12 protein-coding genes are annotated in these 17,819 nt (G+C 66.3%); 8 read left to right on the forward strand and 4 right to left on the reverse strand.

Annotated elements, in window-relative coordinates:
* Nucleotides 1-119: 119 nt before the first annotated feature.
* The 3 genes from HPY83_11030 (at nt 120) to HPY83_11040 (ending at nt 4,579) form a co-directional block, all read left to right on the forward strand.
* Nucleotides 120-2,372: a hypothetical protein gene (locus tag HPY83_11030; GenBank protein NPV08476.1), complete on the forward strand. Its 2,253-nt coding sequence runs from the start codon at nt 120-122 to the stop codon at nt 2,370-2,372.
* 201 nt (nt 2,373-2,573) lie between these two features.
* Nucleotides 2,574-3,482, forward strand: coding sequence for an ABC transporter ATP-binding protein (locus tag HPY83_11035; protein NPV08477.1), 909 nt, complete (start codon nt 2,574-2,576; stop codon nt 3,480-3,482).
* On the forward strand, nt 3,482-4,579 hold the full coding sequence (locus HPY83_11040; GenBank protein NPV08478.1) for an ABC transporter permease: 1,098 nt from the start codon (nt 3,482-3,484) through the stop codon (nt 4,577-4,579). Before HPY83_11035 ends, HPY83_11040 begins: the two co-directional genes overlap by 1 nt.
* Before the next feature lie 164 nt (nt 4,580-4,743).
* Here HPY83_11040 and HPY83_11045 read toward each other — a convergent pair whose 3' ends face one another.
* From HPY83_11045 to HPY83_11055, 3 genes are all read right to left on the reverse strand, one after another.
* Nucleotides 4,744-6,252 (reverse strand): FAD-dependent oxidoreductase, encoded by a 1,509-nt coding sequence (locus tag HPY83_11045; GenBank protein NPV08479.1) that lies wholly within the window; start codon nt 6,250-6,252, stop codon nt 4,744-4,746.
* A 109-nt stretch (nt 6,253-6,361) separates the two neighbouring features.
* Nucleotides 6,362-7,978 carry a hypothetical protein gene (locus HPY83_11050; GenBank protein ID NPV08480.1) on the reverse strand — a complete coding sequence of 539 codons (1,617 nt, stop codon included), beginning with the start codon at nt 7,976-7,978 and terminating at the stop codon, nt 6,362-6,364.
* Between the two features lie 246 nt (nt 7,979-8,224).
* On the reverse strand, nt 8,225-9,349 hold the full coding sequence (locus HPY83_11055; protein ID NPV08481.1) for an alcohol dehydrogenase catalytic domain-containing protein: 1,125 nt from the start codon (nt 9,347-9,349) through the stop codon (nt 8,225-8,227).
* 111 nt (nt 9,350-9,460) lie between these two features.
* Here HPY83_11055 and HPY83_11060 point away from each other — a divergent pair, with 111 nt between their 5' ends.
* The 4 genes from HPY83_11060 to HPY83_11075 all read left to right on the forward strand — a co-directional run bounded on the left by HPY83_11060 (nt 9,461) and on the right by HPY83_11075 (nt 13,149).
* The gene (locus HPY83_11060) at nt 9,461-10,057 is read left to right on the forward strand and encodes a sigma-70 family RNA polymerase sigma factor (protein NPV08482.1); all 597 of its coding nucleotides are present in this window, start codon (nt 9,461-9,463) and stop codon (nt 10,055-10,057) included.
* Nucleotides 10,041-11,162, forward strand: coding sequence for a DUF4367 domain-containing protein (locus tag HPY83_11065; protein ID NPV08483.1), 1,122 nt, complete (start codon nt 10,041-10,043; stop codon nt 11,160-11,162). The genes HPY83_11060 and HPY83_11065 overlap by 17 nt, the downstream gene beginning before the upstream one ends.
* Before the next feature lie 239 nt (nt 11,163-11,401).
* Nucleotides 11,402-12,319 (forward strand): ABC transporter ATP-binding protein, encoded by a 918-nt coding sequence (locus tag HPY83_11070; GenBank protein NPV08484.1) that lies wholly within the window; start codon nt 11,402-11,404, stop codon nt 12,317-12,319.
* On the forward strand, nt 12,316-13,149 hold the full coding sequence (locus HPY83_11075; protein NPV08485.1) for an ABC transporter permease: 834 nt from the start codon (nt 12,316-12,318) through the stop codon (nt 13,147-13,149). The genes HPY83_11070 and HPY83_11075 overlap by 4 nt, the downstream gene beginning before the upstream one ends.
* A gap of 907 nt (nt 13,150-14,056) precedes the next feature.
* Here the strand turns inward: HPY83_11075 and HPY83_11080 are convergent.
* Nucleotides 14,057-15,364, reverse strand: a complete 1,308-nt coding sequence (locus tag HPY83_11080; GenBank protein NPV08486.1) for a nodulation protein NfeD — start codon at nt 15,362-15,364, stop codon at nt 14,057-14,059.
* A 204-nt stretch (nt 15,365-15,568) separates the two neighbouring features.
* Between HPY83_11080 and HPY83_11085 the strand changes: the two genes are divergently transcribed.
* Nucleotides 15,569-17,779, forward strand: a complete 2,211-nt coding sequence (locus HPY83_11085; GenBank protein ID NPV08487.1) for a hypothetical protein — start codon at nt 15,569-15,571, stop codon at nt 17,777-17,779.
* The last annotated feature ends 40 nt before the right edge of the window (nt 17,780-17,819 follow it).

Genomic DNA, 17,819 nt, shown 5'->3' on the forward strand with positions numbered 1-17,819 from the left:
CAGCGGTAAGGAAGGCCGCCCTGAGGCTGCATTCCCTTCTCGAGGATCTTGGCGTGCCTTGTGAGAGGCCGCACCCAGGTACAGAGAGCTCCGGCATCCTGATCACGCGCGGCGACACAATGGCAAGAGAGGTTGAGAGCCTGGCCATGGGCCTGAGGCCGGAGGGCTTCGCGTGGCGCCTCGGCCGGGATAGTGATGGAGAACCTACAGCTCTGATCTGCGGTGCTGATGACCGCGGAGCGCTCTACGCCATACACGACCTCTGTGAGCGCATCGGCTTGGCCAGGGGCTGGCCAGAGGCGAGCGCCGGCACCAGCAACCCCTTCTTCCCGGTGCGCCGTTGGTCCATCGCGATCTCGCGCTTGCACCGCCGGCCTTGGGACGATCGTCGCACTCTCTGGGACGGGCTGGATCGCGTGCGCCGCATCATGGCACTGGCGCCAAACTATGGTGTCAATTCCATAGAGCTCAATGGCCGGCCAGGCGATGGCTTCGACCCGGATTGGCTTCTGGCCTACCGACATTACCCACAGTTCCGTGCTACCCGCTCCGTCGAGGCAAGCGATGACAGCTTACTGCTGCTGGAGGAAACAGCTCGCTCCGCACGTGACCTCTTACTCGACCTGTATGTGTGGAGTCACGAGCTGTACGTGCCACCGGAGTTCTTCGCCCTCTTCCCGGAGACGAAGGGAGTAGACTACGACCTGTGCACCTCCCATCCCCTGGTACAGCGCTTCATCTATGACCGTTACGCCGAGCTGTTCGAGGGCGCACCCCACTTGGCGGGGGTGGTGCTCTCAGTGACTGAGTCAGGACACTTTAGCCTCATCACCGATGCCGGCTGTCAGTGCGACCACTGCCGCCACATGAGCCGCAGCGACAGATTGCTCGCAGTGCTGACACCGGTCTATCGCGCCTGCCGCGACTACGGCAAGACGCTCGTGGCGCGCACCTTTCAAGCAGCGTTTATCAAGGACCTGGATTCCCACCCGGAGTTGGACATCATCCGCGAGGCCTTCTCCCACCTGCCTGGGGACGTGTACCTGATGTCTAAGTACTGTCCCCAGGATTTCTACGGCACCGAAATCGTGGACGAGCCACTCATCGGAGCTTTCGCCAACCCCCACCTGGTGGAGTTCAGCCTGGACCGCGAGTGGTCGGGGCGCACCTTCATCCCAGTGCTGACTCCCGACGATTTCCAGAAGCGGTTGCGCCACGCTGTCGAGAAAGGAGTCGTGGGCACCGTAGCGCGGGTGGATTTCCCCTTCCCGGAGATGGAGCCAGAGGAGATATTCACCCATTTCAACGAATTCAATGCCTATGTATTCGGGAAACTCTCTTGGGACCCTAACTACGATCTGGACCAGGCCTGGCAGCAATGGGGCCTGATGCACTACGGCGCCGAAGCAGCACCAGCGGTGACGGCTGCCCTAAAACACACCGAGCTGGCCAGCGAGCGTGTCTTCTTCGTCAAGGGCGTGACGGTAGTCAACTACCACAACATGATCGCCGCCTTGGAGCACTCTCTGGAGAATCTGTGGGCGCGCGCCCCCAGTAAGTGGGAACCGGAGAAGCGCTGGCTCACCGACAAGTTCTTCCATCCCGATGAGGACTTCATCCGGGAAGTGGCCTCTTCGCCTCTGGAAGCGTGCCGTGAGGCAGAGGCGGCGCTGCAGCAGCTAGCCGACGGGCGCGATGCCATGCCACCGGCGCAGTACCTGAAGCTGCGCAACCAACTGGAGGTCATGCGGGACGCAGGTGCCCTCTGGTCGAGATTGAACGAGCTCTTCTTCCGCTACGTCGCCTGGCAGGACCACGACCAGTTGCCCAGCGCTGAGGAGATGGCCAAGTCCTTGGAAGCAGCCCAGGGCGTCATCCGCCAGGCACTAGCTATGGAGAGGCGCCACGGGCTGTACTCCTGGCCGGTCTTTTCGCCTGACCGCGGCATCAGCGCCTACGAGTTCGTCGAGCAGGTGTGGTGCCGCTATCTATCTACCTACCTGGGCGTGCCGGTGCCTGAGTTCGTTATTACCCGTTGGTCCGCGTCGTTCTGGTACTCCTATGCCCACGATGAACCGGGCCATGAGCGCCAGGGTTTCCTGGCGCTATGGCTCGACTGTCTGGAGGCAGCTCGCCGGCACTGGGGTTACCGGAGCAATGGTCGCTTGCTCAATTGGCCACCGGAGATAGAGGGCGCCAGTTTCGCCAGTGAGGCGATAGACCTGCACAAGAATGGCGCTGCTTTCCCTCTGCCGGTGGGGCTGCCCATACAAGGTCCGTCTATTCCATCGGGGAACGGCGACGTCTGGCGAGTGTGTCGTACCGAGGAAGGGCTGGGCGTTGAGTTAGGTCACAACTGGGAAAGGCCATGAGCAAGTAAGCTGCGCCGACAAGGAATCGTTGGCACCGGGGGGAGCTCATGGCCCGTGCCACTGTAGGTCAGGGTTGTCACTCCAGGAAGAGGGGGAGTCGGCGTCCGGCACCCTCTTGTCCGATGGACGAGGCTCCGCTATTCTGAGCCGTCGTCTCCCGCCCTGACCCACCTCCCACCGCGAGGTGCCAACGTGAACCAGATTGCCCTGGAAGTGACCAACCTTCGCAAGCGGTATGGCGACCTACAGGCCGTGGACGGGGTGTCGTTCTCGATCCGCTCAGGCGAAGTCTTCGGCATCCTGGGTCCCAACGGCGCCGGCAAGACCACCACCGTCGAGTGCATCGAGGGGCTGCGACAGCCGGATTCGGGCCAAGTCGTCATCTTGGGCGAGCCCTTCGGCGCCAACCGCCCCGAGTTTCGCCAGCGCCTGGGGATACAGCTCCAAACCACCGGCCTCTACCCCAAGCTCACTGTACGGGAGATAGTGGAGCTGTTCGCTTCCTTCTACCAGCACTCTCTGGACCCCGACGCTTTGCTCGACCTGGTGGGACTGCGCGAGGTGCAGGGCACCGCCAGCGCCAAGCTGTCCGGGGGCCAACTGCAGCGGCTCTCCCTGGCCCTGGCGCTGGTCAACGAGCCCGAGATGCTGTTCCTGGACGAGCCTACCACCGGGCTCGACCCCCAGTCCCGCCGCAGCGTCTGGGAGATCGTCAAGGACCTGCGCCGCCAGGGCAGGACCGTGCTCCTGACCACCCACTACATGGAGGAGGCGGAGGAGCTGTGCGATAGGGTGGCCATCATGGACCGGGGGCGTATCATCGAACTGGATACTCCGCGTGAACTGATCGGCCAGCACTTCCAGGAGACGGCCATCGAGGTGGGCTCGGTGGAGGGCCTGAGGGAGACGGAGCTGGCCGAGCTCCCATCGGTATCGGACGTCACGTCGGAGGACGGCCGGTTCACCATCTACTCCGCCGACGTACCCCGTACCATGGCAGGACTCTTCGACCTCGCCGAACGGCAGTCGCTGGCGCTCGGCGCCCTCACCATCCGCCAGGCCACGCTGGAAGACGTGTTCCTGAAGATCACCGGAAGGAGGATCCGCTGATGGGAGCCTTCAGGGCGCTCTATCTGGCCAATGCCCGGGAGTTTGTCCGCGACAAGCTGGCTATGACCATCACCATCATTATGCCTCTGCTGTTCGCCGGCTTCTTCGGCGTAATCTTCGGCCGCAGCGGTGAGGGCATCAGGATACAGCTGGGCCTAATGGTACAGGACAGCGGCCCAGCTGGCCAGCAGATCGCTTCGCTGCTGGAGGGTGACCGGACGATCGGCACGGTCTCCACACGTCGAGGGGAGATGGACCCGCTGCTGGAGTCGCTGCGGGCAGGAGATCTTCACGTCATCCTGGTGCTGCCGGAGGGGCTGACGCAGAGGATGAGCAGCGGCCAGCCCACCGCCCTCCCGGTCTATTACGACCCCACCAGTCAGGTCTCTTCAGGCGTGGGGCTGGGATTCGTGAGAAGCTTCCTCAGCCAGGCCAACCTAGCCATTGCCTCTGCGCCAGAGCTCCTGACCGCAGAGCCGCTCAGCGTCCAGGTGGAAAGACAGAGCCCTGCCTCCTTCTACGTCCCCAGTATGCTCGGCCTGGCCATCCTCTGGCTGGGGGTGTTCGGCACCGCTATGCCTCTGGTGGAAATGCGCGAGAAGAAGGTGCTGCGACGACTGGCGGTGGCGCCTCTCTCCACCCGGACGATGCTGGCAGGGCAGGTCGCTTGGCGAGTGACGGTGGGCATCGCCCAGGCAGTCCTGTTCGTCGCCTTCGGCATCCTGGTCTTGGGACTCAACCCTGGCAACCAGTTTTTGCTCTTCCCGGCCATTGTCCTCCTTGGCGCGGTTGCTTTCGTGACGATGGGGTACTTCATCGCTGCCCTGTCCCCCAGCAGCGAGGCCGCCGTGGCCGTGGCTCAGGTGGTGAACTTCGCCATGACCTTCCTGTCCGGCAGCTTCTTCGAGGCAGAGTTGCTGCCCTCCGTCCTGCGCCCGGTCATGTACGTCATGCCCCTGACCTACCTCTCGGATGCCCTCCGCCAGGTCATGGTGGACTTTCGGCCCATGTTCCCTCTCTGGCTAGACGCAGCTGTGCTGGGTGCTCTCCTCCTGCTGCTGGTCCCCCTGACCATCAAGTTCTGGCGCTGGGAGTAGGGGGTAGGTTACAGGTTACAGGTTACAGGTTACAGGGGACAGGGGACAGGGGGTAGGCAGGAGAGGCGGCGGGTGCGGGGAGCGCATCGGCAGTCTCCGCTCGACCTACTACAACTGAGCGCCCGTCCCCTATAGCCTGTCCCCTGTCCCCTGTAACCTATCCCCTATCCCCTGCCCTTGAGGTCCCTGACCGTGGGGCCGTGGATGAAGGTGCCGTCGGGGCGGAAGCGGGACCCGTGACAGGGGCAGTCCCAGGTTCGTTCGGCCGCGTTCCACCGCACCAGGCAGCCCTGGTGCGCACAGGAGGGGGACAGAGCGTGTAGGCCGCCCTGCTCGTCCTTGTAGAGGGCCACCTTCTTCCCTTCGAGTTCGAGCACCCGGCCCTCGCCCGGGGCCAGGTCCGCCGGCGTCCCCTGTTCCACGTGGCGCAGCCGGTCCACCGCGTAGTGCTGCACGAACCGGGCACCGCCCTCGACGAGATGCTCCGCCCCCTTGAGCTGGGCTACCCGGGCCGGGTAGAAGGCCGGAAGCCAGTCGTTCTCCCGCCTCTGGATCAGGTCGGACAGCATCATGGCCGCGGCGACCCCGTTGCTCATGCCCCAGCCGCCGAACCCAGTGGCGACGTACAGGTTGTCGGAGATGGGGCTGTAGCGACCCACGTAGGGGGCGCCGTCCAGAGTGTAGTTGTCCTGGGTGGACCAGCGGTACTCGATGGACTCCAGGTCGAAGTGGGCACGGGCGTACTCCGCCAGGTCTGCGTAGTACCGGGTAGTGTCGCCCCCACGGCCGGTGACGTGCTGCCCCCCGCCGAGCAGGACGAGCCAGCCGTCGGCGGTGGGGTGCGGCCGAATGGAGTGGAAGCCGGGCTTGACGCTGATGTAGAGCTCCAGAGGTACCTCTCCTCGAAGCCGCGTGGCCAAGACGTAGGATCGCCTGGGTGTCTGGCGGGCGAAGTACAGCCCGCGATCCAGGAAGGGAGTGTGGGTGGCCACGAGGCAATGCTCGGCCCTGATGCGTCCTCGGTCCGTGCGGACCACCGGCCGGACCCCTTCGTCCACGTCGAGCGCTCGCGTCTCCTCCCAGACGTAACTCCCTTCGCCGGGAATGGCATCCGCCAAGGCGAGAAGAAAGCGACGGGGGTGGAACAGGGCCTGGTTATGGAAGCAGACGGCGCCGTAGGTGGGGTAGGGGAGGGAGGCCTCCTTCCCGAAGGAAGCCGGCAGGCCGAGCGAGCGGGATACCTCTGCCTCCTCCTGCACGATCTCGGCGTCCCCCGGACGCTCAGCGAAGGTGCAGGAAGGCAGGCGGCGGAAGTCGCATTCGATGCCCCTCTCCGCCACCAGCGAGGCCACCTTCTCTATAGCAGCCTGGTTGGCCTGGCCGTAGAGCTGAGCCCGCTCCCGACCCAGGCGGGAGACCAGGTCCCGGTAGAGGATGCCGTGTTGGGAGGTGAGCTTGCCGGTAGTGTGGCCGGTGACACCGGTGACTATGCGGTGGGCCTCCACTACCGCCACGCGCAGGCCTGCCTGTCTCAGCAAGTATGCCGCGGTGATGCCCACGATGCCGCCCCCGAGGATGGCGACGTCCACCTGTGCGTCTTGAGGTTGTGGGGGGAAGTCCGTCTCGGGGGTGCTGGCGATCCAGTACGACTGAGGTCTGCCGGGGAGATCCATGTCTATTCCTCCAGACTAACGCTCAAAGGCCAAGCTTCGCTGACAGTTGAGAGCCATGATAGGGGCTGAGGTCCGCGCGTCAACTGAGGGTCAATGTGGGCGAAGGCCTCTATCCACCCCGCGGGCACGGCGCCCTGGCGATCACTACTCGCAGGCCCTCAGCGTCCAGGCTCTGCGCCAGCGCCACCCGGAACGCACCTCTGCGGCGAGGGTCAGCCACCCATACTCGCTCCACTCCGCAGGCCCGCACCAGCCGCTCCAGGTCCACCGGCCGTCGGGGCTGGCCCCTCAGGTCGCGACCGCTGGCGGCGTGGGGTTGGCCGCCGGTGAGGGCCACCGTCGCGTTGTCCAAAACCATGACCATGAGAGGAGCGTCAGCCTGAGCCGCATCTATCAGCTCCTGCAGACCCGTGTGCAGCAGGGCTGAGTCCCCCGCCAGGGATACCACCTTCTTCTCTCTCTGCGCCCGGGCCAGCCCCGCTGCTAGCCCGATGCTGGAGCCCATGGCGTACTTTACGTCCAGCAGCTCGAAGGGTGGCAGCAGTGCCCGTACCATGCATCCGGGCTCGCCCGTGACCACGAAGGCTTCGCGTCCGCCGCGGGCCTCGAAGGCGGCCAGCAACTCCAGGAAGGCGGGCACGTAGGGGCAGTCCGGGCACAGGCTCTCCTGGCTGGGAAGGTGCCGGGTCGGCGCTTCCACCGCCGGCCAGAGATGACCCGGCAGCAGTGCGGCCAACGCCCGGCCTATGTCTCCCTCGGTGATCTCTCCCGCCGAGGGGATGTGGCCGGTCAGACGGCCCAGTACCGGCAGGGTCAGGCCTCGGCGCCGGGACAGGGCCAAGAGCCTCTCCTCCAGGTAGGGCAGGGTCTCCTCCACTACCAGCGCCCGAGCAACGGCAGCCAGGAAACCGGCCAGGGTTTCCTCGGGCAGGGGAAGCAAGGTGCCCAGGGTCAGAACCTGGAGGGGCGGGCCACCGGCGGCCCTCAGGTAGCGCTCCAGCTTGGCGGCCGCGTTCCCGGCAGCGACCACCCCGGCCTCTCCTTCGCCTCGACGCCGGTTGAGGGAGGAGCGCTCGAACTCGCGGCCGATGGCGGCCAGCGTCCGGTGCAGCCGCCGGTGATAGGCGACCACCGTAGCGGGCAGGACGGTGTATCGGCCCGGTTCGCGCCGGAAATCGACTCTCACCCGGACCTCCGGCCGGTTGGCCGCCGGTGGAGGGCCGGATTCCAGGGCCAGGCTGGAGGTCAGGCGCACCAGAACGGGGACGGCATGCCGGCGGGACAGGTCGAAGGCGTGGGCCATAGCGGCCGCGCAGCTAGCGGCGCCGGTGGCCTCCAGGAGGGGCACCTCGGCGGCAGCGGCCAGCAGGCGGGAGTCCTGCTCGTTCTGAGAGCCCCAGGCCCCCGGGTCGTCGCCCACCAGGACCACGAACCCGCCCGGCCCGCCGGCTAGGTTGGCCGCCATCAGCGAGTCCAGGGCCACGTTGAGCCCCACTCCCTTGAGGCACACCAGGGAGGGCACCCCAGCCAGGGAGGCACCGAAGGCAGCATCGAAGGCGGAGCGTTCGTTAGTGGCCCACTCCACCACCACTTCCTCGCCGGTGAGACGGGCCAGGGTCTCCATCACTCCGGTGACGGGCGCGCCGGGGTAGCCGGCGGCGAGCCGGACCCCGGCGTCCAGCGCCCCCAGGGCCAGCAGCTCGGGAACGGTGCCAGTCCGGCTCAACATCGCGACGAGGGGGAAAGGGGACCCAACTGCAGTGAACGCCCAGATCGCAGAGAGGAGCAGCAATGGACGCCGCGGTGGGCGCCGGCCTTGGGAGAGGATACCGCCTTCCGGTTCGGTCCTACCTGGGAGCAGTCTCCACCAGGAATGGGATTCCTGGCAGACAGGGGCGTATTACCGCGATTCACCATGCGTGAGCAGGGTTGGGCGAGATCTGTCACGCGTCACGCGTCACTCGTCACCGCGTCACTCCTCTTTCCACGGATCCACCGCAATCTTGATCACCTCCTGGCCGTCCATGCGCCAGCCACCCTTGATAATGGCCTCCACAGCTTCCTTGATGCGCCCCAGCCCGATGATGGGATCCACTAGCTTCTCGTAGGGATACTCGCGCCGCTCCATCAGGGCCACGGCCTGGAGGAAGTAGGGCACGCCCCCGCCCCACACGGCGTACAGGTCCAGGTTCTTCTGCATCAGGTGCCAGTGCGGGTTGATCTCCACCGGGCCCATGTCGGTGAAGTGGCCCATCTCCACGAAGCGGCCGCTATCCCGCACCATCCGCAACCCCTCGGGCAGGGCAGCGGGCACGCCGGCACACTCGAAGACGATGTCGGCCCCTCGCCGCCCGGGCGTCGCCTCGAGCACCAGCCGCACCCGTTCGTCGGCGTCGCGGACCTCCCCGATGTCTATGGTAACGTCGGCGCCTAGCTCGCGGGCTAGCTCCAACCGCCTCGCCGGGCCCCCGGTGACGATGGTCCTGGCAGCGCCGCTGTAGCGAGCTATGATCAGCGTCGCCAGGCCGATGGCGCCCGATCCCTGGATCACCACCGTATCTCCGGCGTAGACCCGGCCCCGGTTGACCCCGTGTACCGCTATGTTGATGGGCTCGGTGAGCACGGCCACCCGGGCGGGCAGATCGGTCTTGATGAAGCCGGTGCCGGGAAAGCGGGCGTAGACGTACTGGGAGAAGCCCCCCGCCAGGGGGAACTCGTCATCCAGGGCGAAGCCGTACACCCGGCTGTTGGTGCAGCGATTGGGGGTGCGGGCCACGGCACAGAAGTAGCAGCGCCCGCAGGCCACCCCGGGCAGCATGATGACCCGATCTCCCTCCTGTACCGGCTCGTCCCGGAGGTCATGAGTGACTCCCTCGCCCAACCGGTCCAGAATGCCGCAGAACTCATGCCCGAGGACGATGGGATAGGGCACCCCTGCCAGGTGGCCGTAGTACATGTGAGCGTCGGTGCCACACACTCCGGCCATCTCGGTGCGGAGGATGAAGGTCCCCGGAGCCGGCTCCGGCACTTCGTATTCCTTGACCTCGAACTCCCCTCCAATACGGTCCAGCACAGCAGCTTTGGCGATCCTGGCCACAGCAGCACCTCCCCCTGCAGGCATAAGACGGCTGATAGGGAGCATTGTACTTCGCCCACTAGGACCTGTACATGATGCCTCTGTCACATCAGAGCCTCTGGCGGTGTTAAGTTGGCAGAAGCTATGATCGGCATCATGGGCGATGAATCACTCCATAGCCGGGTCTTCATGCAACGCCTGTCCGCCGGCGACCGGCGCGCTTTCGAACAGATCTTCCGCGCCTGCTACGGCAGGGTGTACGCCGTCGCTTACCGCCTGCTCGGGGAAGGCTCGGCGGCGGAGGAGGTGGCTCAGGAGGCCTTCATCCGGCTCTATCGGCGCCCGCCCGTCGGCAGCGCCAGCCCCAATTTGGTCGGCTGGCTGGTCACGGTGGCCACCAACCTGTGCTACAACCGACTGCGCACTGACCGCCGCCGCCGATCGCGGGAGGCGCGCGCCGCAGCGCTGGAGGCCCCATCAGCGGACACGGGCGACGTCGCGGTTCGGAACGACGCGGTCGAGCGGGTGCGGCGGGTGCTGGGGGAGCTGCCCGAGCGGCAAGCCCTCATCCTCCTTCTGCGCCATTCCGGCCTATCCTACGCCGAGATCGCCCATCAGTTGGAGGTAGCGCCCGGCAGCGTGGGCACGCTGCTGGCCCGCGCCGAGCGCGCCTTCCGGGAGAGCTACGAGAAGCTGGAGAGCGGAGGTTCCCATGCCGAGCACTCCTGAATGCCTGACCGAGGGCGAGCTACGCGCCCACCTGGACGGAATGCCTCCGGATCGGAGCCGGCCCGATGTGGAGGAACACCTGCGAGCCTGTGCCCGCTGCCGCGAGCGACTGTCACGAATGCGCGACGACGCTGCGCTGGCCGAGGCCGCGTTCTCCGCGTCGGCGCCGCCGGTTCCGGATGTGGCCCAGGCCTGGCAGCGCTTCCGGGCCCGGGCCACCGGCGATGCCGCTGATCCGCCCCTGAGGAGGGTACTGGACATGACTACTCACGCGTATTGTCGTCTGAGACGCCCGCTACTGGGCCTGGCGAGCGCCGCCGTAGTGCTGGCGGCACTCATACTCGTCCCCCCGTTGCGCACGGCAGCGGGGCAGTTCCTCGACATCTTCCGGGTGCGTCGCATCGAGGTAGTGACCTTCGATCCCGACCGCGCCGTGGGCCTGGACGAGAGGCTGTTCACCAGGGTGGTGATGGAGGAGCCTCAGCCGCAAGCGGTGTCCGGCGTGGAGGAAGCGGGCCGGTTGACGGGGAGGCCGGTGCTCTCGGCCGGCCAGGTACCGCCCGGCTTCGCCCTCACTGAGTTCACCGTCATTCCCCAGCGGTCCGCCCGTGCCTGGGTGGACATCGAAGCCGCCCGAGCGCTCCTGGAGATGGCTGGGCTGCCCACCGATGTCCTGCCTGAAGACCCCGATGCCAACATCATCTCCGCTTCCATTCCGCCCATGTCCGATCAGCGCTACTCCGACGGCACTTCCTCCTTTGCCGTCCTCCAGGTTGCCAGCCCGGAGGTCTCGGTGCCACAGGGGATGGATGCCGAGAGGGTGGCGGAGCTGGGGCTGCAGTTGCTGGGCTTCAGCGCCGAAGAGGCGCGCGGCCTGGCTCAGAGCATAGACTGGGCCACCACTCTGGTGGTGCCCGTGCCTCGCGACGTCGCCTCTGTCCAGGAAGTCACGGTCCAAGGGGTGAAGGGGTACGTGCTGGAGAATCGAGAGAATGAGGAGTACACTGAGACTGCTGTGGTCTGGGAGAAGGACGACACGGTGCACGTGGTGGCGGGCGACTTGCCCGCTGAGCAGCTCCTGGCTGTGGCCCAGTCGCTGAGGTAGAGGAGGAGAGGAGGGGAGGAGACAGGAGCAAAGTAGTCACGACACAGGAGAGGGGAGATGGGAGAGCACGGTCTTGAGGTGCTTGCCGCCACCGATGAGCATCACCCGCTATGCTCGGCATCACCTGAGGCGCTGCAGCAAAGGAAGAGCTAACAGGATGCTCTCCGGTTTCCTTCAGTTCTTTACTCCTGTCTCCTTTACTCCTTCGCTCCTCTACTCCTCCCCCACGGAGAAGCACGTTGCCTGACGCTGCTCTACGAATCGAGGGCCTGCGCAAGGAGTACGGCCTGACGCTGGCGCTGGACGGCATCAACCTGACTGTGAACCGCGGTGAAGTATTCGGCTTCCTAGGACCCAACGGCGCCGGCAAGACCACCGCGGTCAAGATCTGCCTGGACCTCGCCCGGCCTACAGCCGGGACGGTGCAGCTCCTGGGGCGTCCGGCTGCCGACTGGCGGGCTCGGGCCCGCGTGGGGTTTCTTCCCGAGCACTTCCGCTTCCAGGAGTGGCTCACTGCCTTGGAGTTCATGGACGTGCATGGCCGCCTCCACGGCATCCCTCAGCCCGAACGGCGCCGCCGCGCCCACGAGCTCCTGGAGCTCGTAGACCTGGGCCGTCACGCGCACCGTCGTCTGCGGGACTTCTCTAAGGGCATGCTTCAGCGCGTAGGCCTGGCCCAGGCACTGATCAACCAACCCGAACTCGTCTTCCTCGACGAGCCTACCTCGGGCCTAGACCCCCTGGGCCGGCGCCTGGTGCGGGAGATCATCCAGGACCTGCGGCGTCGCGGTACTACCGTTTTCCTCAACTCCCACTTGCTGAGCGAAATCGAGGTCACCTGCGACCGGGTAGCCTTTATCCGGCGCGGTCGGGTAGTGCACTCTGGACCCCTACGTGATCTGCTTGCGGCGGAGACGGAGGTCGAGGTCCGGCTGGAACCCGGCACCCCGCTCCCGGTCGCCGATCTGGTCGCACGGGGGTGGCCGGCCGTGGGCGACGGAGACCGCATTAGCGTCCACCTCCGCGACGAGGAGCACGTGCCCGATCTGGTGGCCTGGATGGTGGAGCATGGCCTCCGCCTGCGAGCGGTCACGCCACGCCGCCGCTCGCTGGAGGAGGCTTTCCTGCGGTTAATGGAGGGTGAGGAGGCCGGGTGAGGCCCATCCTGTTCATCGCCTGGCTCACTTTGCGCGAGGCCGGCCGGCGCCGCATCCTCTGGCTGGTGGGAGGCCTGAGTCTGGTCTTCCTGATCGTCTTCGCCGTAGGCTTCCGCCTGGTGTACGCCGAGATCCTGGCACACATGCCCCGATCTGGGCGCGAGGGGGAGGCAGCGTCGTTCTTCGCTATCGCCGGGCTCTACGCCGCCAACTTCCTGGTCATCATGCTCAGCGTACTGGCGGCGGTGGACACGGTCTCAGGCGAGGTTGCCTCGCACTCCATCCACAGCCTCGTGTCCAAGCCCATCCGGAGGCGCGAGGTCATCCTGGGCAAGTGGCTGGGCTTCGCTGCGCTGGTGGTGGGGGCGGTACTGGCCCTGGGCGGCGGCGTGGTGGCCATCTCCTGGGCCATCACCGGATATCTGATCCCCAATACCCTGGTAGGCCTCTCTCTGATCGTGCTCGAGGGACTGGTCCTGACCTCCCTCACCATCCTGGGAGGGACCCGCCTCTCCACGCTGGCCAACGGAGTGCTGGTGTTCATGCTCTTCGGGCTGGCCTTCCTGGGAGGCTGGACGGAGCAGATCGGCGGCTTCCTAGGCAACCAGGCCGCCATCCGGGTGGGGATCGTCACCAGCCTCATCCTCCCCACCGAGGCCCTCTGGAAGCGGGCTGCCCATCTGATGCAGCCTGCGGTGTACCAGAGCTTCGCTTCCACCCCCTTCGCCGTGACCTCCGTTCCCAGCCCCGCCATGGTGTACTACAGCCTGGTCTACTGCCTGGCCGTGGTAGCGGCGGCTGTCGCCACTTTCGATCGGCGCGACCTCTAGCGCCAGCGCCCTACATCTAGCACCCTCCCGCGCCGTTGACGCCCGCTTGATCTCCTGGGTCCACCTGGTCTGCACCGTCTACCCAGCGCCGCACCAACCTGCCAGCCTCCATGGGTAGCATGTGCTCTCTCAAGGGTCAGGGCCGCTGGGCTATCGCTGCTGCCTGGCCTTGCCGCTCGCTGCTTCGCCGGATCCGCCCCCCTAATAACTTCCCGCGCGACAGCGCAGGATCGGGCCCACGGATTGCGGCCAGCACGGCGGCTCGGGTCCTCCCCTGCGCTCAGGCTCCTAGAGCCAGCCAGACTCGATTGGAAGCGCACCTTCATTGGAGCAGTCAGCGCCCCCAGGCGCATCGCGTCTCGATGTGCCGACCGCGTTCGGGAGCCCTCGCTGTTCAACGACAAGCGCTTGCCAGTTGCGGCACCGCGGTGCCGTGCCTGCCGTTGTTCACAGTACTTATCCTCACCTGATCTCCTGAATCCCTCTTAAGATACAGTAGTCCTAGTAGAGGAGGGACAACCTGTGGACAAACCCACCCTTAGACGAGCACGGCGCCCTATATCGTGCCTCCGAAGGCACGAGACCCTATATGGGGAGCGGGGCCGGCCACAGAGGCTGTGGGATGGGTGTGGATATGTCTGGGAGAGCCGTGCCTATACTCCACAGGGCCCCCAGGGCTGGGGAGAACTGCGGCAGCACTGTGGATAAGTGGGCCGGATAGGGCCGACTTATCCACATAACTGGAGAGTTATCCACCGAATGCGGCGCAGTTATCCACAGGCTGTGAGCCGGTTATGGACAGGTTCTGCCCTGCCGGTGGCAGACGGGGCTGGCTGTGGGCGGGGGAGGTTCGAGCGCGAGAGCGCGATTGGCAGCAGCCAGGAGGATCAGGGAGTAGGCGATGGTCCTAACTGGCGGGGACGGGCTCGACCACCAGCCACAGTCCCTCGACGGCTACCACCTTCACCGTCGCACCCGCGGGAATCGTGGCCCCCTGGCTGCGCGCCTGCCACAACTCTCCCTCCACCAGCACCATCCCCTCCGGGTCCAGGGGCTCACGCACTCGGGCCAGCGCTCCTATTAGCCCCTCGCGGCCGGTGGCGGAAGGGCGGCGCTGGGCCGTCACGGCCTTGGTGACCACGAAGGCGAAGAACGCGCCGGTGAACAGAGCCACGGTCACCACCAGCGTGAGCGACACCTGGTAGACGGGCGAGCTGAAGAGGATTACGGCGCCGAGGGCGAAGGACAGCACTCCGAGGCCGGTGAGGACGCCCAGGCTAGGGGTCATCACATCGGCAACGAAGAGCGCAAAAGCCAGGACGATGAGCCCCAAGCCGGTCCAGTTGACGTCGAGGACGCCCAGGGCGAAGAAGCCAAGGACCAGGCAGATGGCGCCTACAACGCCGGCCAGGTAGCCGCCTGGGCTGGAGAGCTCGAAGAGGATCGCGTTCATGCCGATGGTCAGCAGGATGAAAGCGATGTTGGGGTCGAGGATGGTGTCGAGGAACTGCTCGATGATCGTCTGCGGGAGCTGGCGTATCTCAAGGTCGCCCAAGTCCAGTGTGGTGACCTCTTCCCGCAGGCGCACCTCCAGCCCGTCAAGCTGGCGAAGGGCCTCCTCGACGGTAGGAGCCACAGCGTCCACCACCCCGAGGTCCAAGGCCTCGGTGGCGGAGAGGGCAGCCGATTCGGTTACCGCCCGCTCCACCCAAGCCTGCGCCTCGGGCGAACGGTGTTCTGTGAGCGCCTTGAGGTCGGCGATGATGATGTTCTCCGCCTTGCGCCGCGCCACTTCGTCCATCTCGCCCTGCATACTCACCGGGCTGGCGGCACCGATGCTGGTGCCGGGGGCCATGACGGCGGCGTGCCCCGCCAGGGTAAGGATGGTGCCCGCGGAGGCGGCCGTGGCGCCGGCCGGCGACACGTACACCACAATGGGGACGGCGGAGGCGCGCATGCGTTCCACTATCTCCCTGGTGGTGGTGAGGCCGCCCCCGGGGGTGTTCAGGAGCATCACCAGGGCGGCCGCCCGCTGGCTCTCGGCCACAGCGATGGCGCGCTCGACATAACTCTGGGTCACCACAGTTATCGGGCCCCGCAGCTCTATCACGTACGCCACCCGTTCGGCCTGTCCCTTCGCCTGGGAGGGCAAGAGAAGGGCGAGGAACAGAGCCAGAAGCGAGCACGTGGAGGCCAGGTTAGGCCGTAAGTACATTCGGTCGCTGTTCCTGCTGCCGGCGCGCCGCGCCGCTCTTGAGCCTGGCATGCCTCCATGATAGCACAAGGGGCATTCTAGAGCCGGAACTAGCGAGAGTCTCTCGCGTTCGGCCCACGGAGGGGCAGCGCTGTGGGCGCCCTGTTGTCCTCCAGTCGCTGCTGTCCTAGACTTCCGCCATCGCAGTGCCCGGAGAGTGCAGCTATGAATCCCGCCGACGCATTCACCGATTTTGGCCACGTCACCCTCCCGCAGGCGGAGAACCGTGCCAGCCGCCGCTACCTGGACCTGGTGCTCCGCTGGATCCCCGTCGGCCGGCAGTATTTCAACCCCTGGCAGGGCCGGCCTCGCTGTGGCCACTTCTTTGGGGGAGTCTACTGGTACGGGGGAGAGACGGCCATGCCCATGGAGGCCTTTGCCTTCGCCGCTTCGTCCCCCGACTACGACGCCAGCGTCGCCGGCATCTCAGCGGAGGAGGCGCGGGAGATGGCCCTTCAGGCCCTGCGCTACCTCTGCTTCGTGCACGACACCGGCCCGGAGGACTGCGTGCGACCTAGGGAAAGCTGGGGCCGACCCGAACCAGCGGGGACCAAGTGGGGGGAGCGCGGGCAGGGCTTCTTTCGCGAGAGCCAGTGCGGCCATACGGTGGGAGCCTTGGCCCGCACGGCGGCCCTGGTTTTCGACCTTCTGGGCCAGGAGGAGCGGTCCATGCTGGCCGCCATAGCCGCAGACTATCTGGACCGCTTCGGGATGATGGAGCCCAGGAGCGGCGTCTACGCGGACACCCAGATGGAGGAGAACGCCTGGACGGCCGAAGGCCTGACTGCCTCCCTCTTGCTCCTTCCTGGGCATCCTCAGTGGGATAGCCTGTGGGAGAACGCGCGCCTTTGGATGTTCCGCACCGCCACTAGGCCTCAGGACGTGCACGACTATGCCCTCTTCGCCCAGGGCAAGACGGTGCGCGACCTCTGCGGCCGGTCGTTCACCACTCTGCCCGACGGCACGGCCGAGAACCACTACATAGTGCACCCGGGCTACATGATGAGCTGCGTCACTTTCAGCGGCCTGACCGCCACCATGTTGCGCCTGTTCGGGCAGGACGCCCCCGAGGAGTTGTGGTGGCATCGCCGGGACACGTACGACCTGCTCAAAGCCTGGGCTGATGACACCGGGGCTTTGCACCCAGTGCAAGGTATGGACTGGCCTTACCTGTCCTATCCTTCTGACTGTCTCTTCCACGCCGTGGGCGCCGAGCTCCTGCGCGATCCCGAGGCGGCTCTGTTGGAGGAGCGGAGCCTGAGCACGGTGGAACGCGCCATGGCTGCCCACGCAGGCAGGGTGGTGCCCGAGAGCATCCTGGCCCACTGCCACAGCATTCAGGACCCCGCCATCATGTCGGAGCGCAGTGGGGCGAACCTGGCCCGGTGCTATCTGGTGCACCGGTTGGGCGACGGCGGGCCCAGGCCGGCCAAGGATCGGGACTTCGATGAGCGCCTGCGCGGGGTGCACCTGTACCTCCACGGTGGGGCCCTGCTGCACCGCCACCCACGAGGCAAGACCAGCTTCGCCTGGCGCAACAATACCATGGTGCTGCCCAACACCAGCGAGGGCCTGCGATTGGTGGGTCCGGCCGCCGGTTCCCTGCTGGCGCGCGTCTATGTGCGGGACCGCGCCCCCAGTGCCCGAGAGCGTCTCCTTCGGCTTCGGGAAGGGCAGGACCGGGTGGCGGCCCTCTTCGTCGAGGATCTGTGTCAGGACAGCCTCAGGCGGCAGGTGCTGTTCTGCTCCCTGCCCGACGGACGCTGTCTCACGGCCGAGCGGCTGGTGGCGCTCGAGGATGTGACAGTGGAGCGGGTAGAGCAGGGTACCCTGGAAGTGATGAACGATCCATACTTCGGCGACTACCCGGATCTGCGAGGGCACCGACGGCTGTACTGGGCTGGGGGCGAGCGCGAGCTCCTTGGCTACGCCAGCTCCTCGGCGGATGAGGACGAGGCCATACCGCTGGAGGGCGGCTGGCTCAACGTGGACGACCGGCTGGGGCTGGTGTTCGCCGGCAGCGGCAGGTCGCTCTACACCAACCGCCACCTCTTCCGTCCCTGGCATGCGGTGGCCGACCTCATCACCCTGAGCCTGATGGACGAGCCTCGGCCAGTGAGAGCAGGCGAGACGGTGGCGCAGCTGGCAGCGCTGTGGTGCCCGGAGGAGGACCACCACCAGACTGGCAGGAGGCGGCTTGAGGTGAAGGCCTGGGACCGAGCCCGCATCTACGTCATGGTGGACGGGTTTGCCTGCCTCTGCAACTTGGCGCCGGACGAGGTGACCTTTAGCGTGGAGGGAGTGGCTGTGCCTCTAGCCGGACAGGAGCCGGCCATCCGGGCCCTGGTTCCGTGCCAGCTGGGGGCACACGAGTGAGTGGGCGAGCGCCCCTCCCCTGAGGCCCCTGCTTAGCCCG

Source organism: Anaerolineae bacterium (assembly GCA_013178015.1).
Taxonomy (GTDB): Bacteria; Chloroflexota; Anaerolineae; order DRVO01; family DRVO01; genus Ch71.

What these genes read in the sequence shown, in the direction of transcription:
- HPY83_11045 (NPV08479.1), bottom strand. Translation starts at nt 6,252, where the DNA reads ATGGATCTCCCCGGCAGACCTCAGTCGTACTGGATCGCCAGCACCCCC.
- HPY83_11065 (NPV08483.1), top strand. Translation starts at nt 10,041, where the DNA reads ATGCCGAGCACTCCTGAATGCCTGACCGAGGGCGAGCTACGCGCCCAC.
- HPY83_11080 (NPV08486.1), bottom strand. Translation starts at nt 15,364, where the DNA reads ATGTACTTACGGCCTAACCTGGCCTCCACGTGCTCGCTTCTGGCTCTG.
- HPY83_11040 (NPV08478.1), top strand. Translation starts at nt 3,482, where the DNA reads ATGGGAGCCTTCAGGGCGCTCTATCTGGCCAATGCCCGGGAGTTTGTC.
- HPY83_11085 (NPV08487.1), top strand. Translation starts at nt 15,569, where the DNA reads ATGAATCCCGCCGACGCATTCACCGATTTTGGCCACGTCACCCTCCCG.
- HPY83_11030 (NPV08476.1), top strand. Translation starts at nt 120, where the DNA reads ATGGCAAGAGAGGTTGAGAGCCTGGCCATGGGCCTGAGGCCGGAGGGC.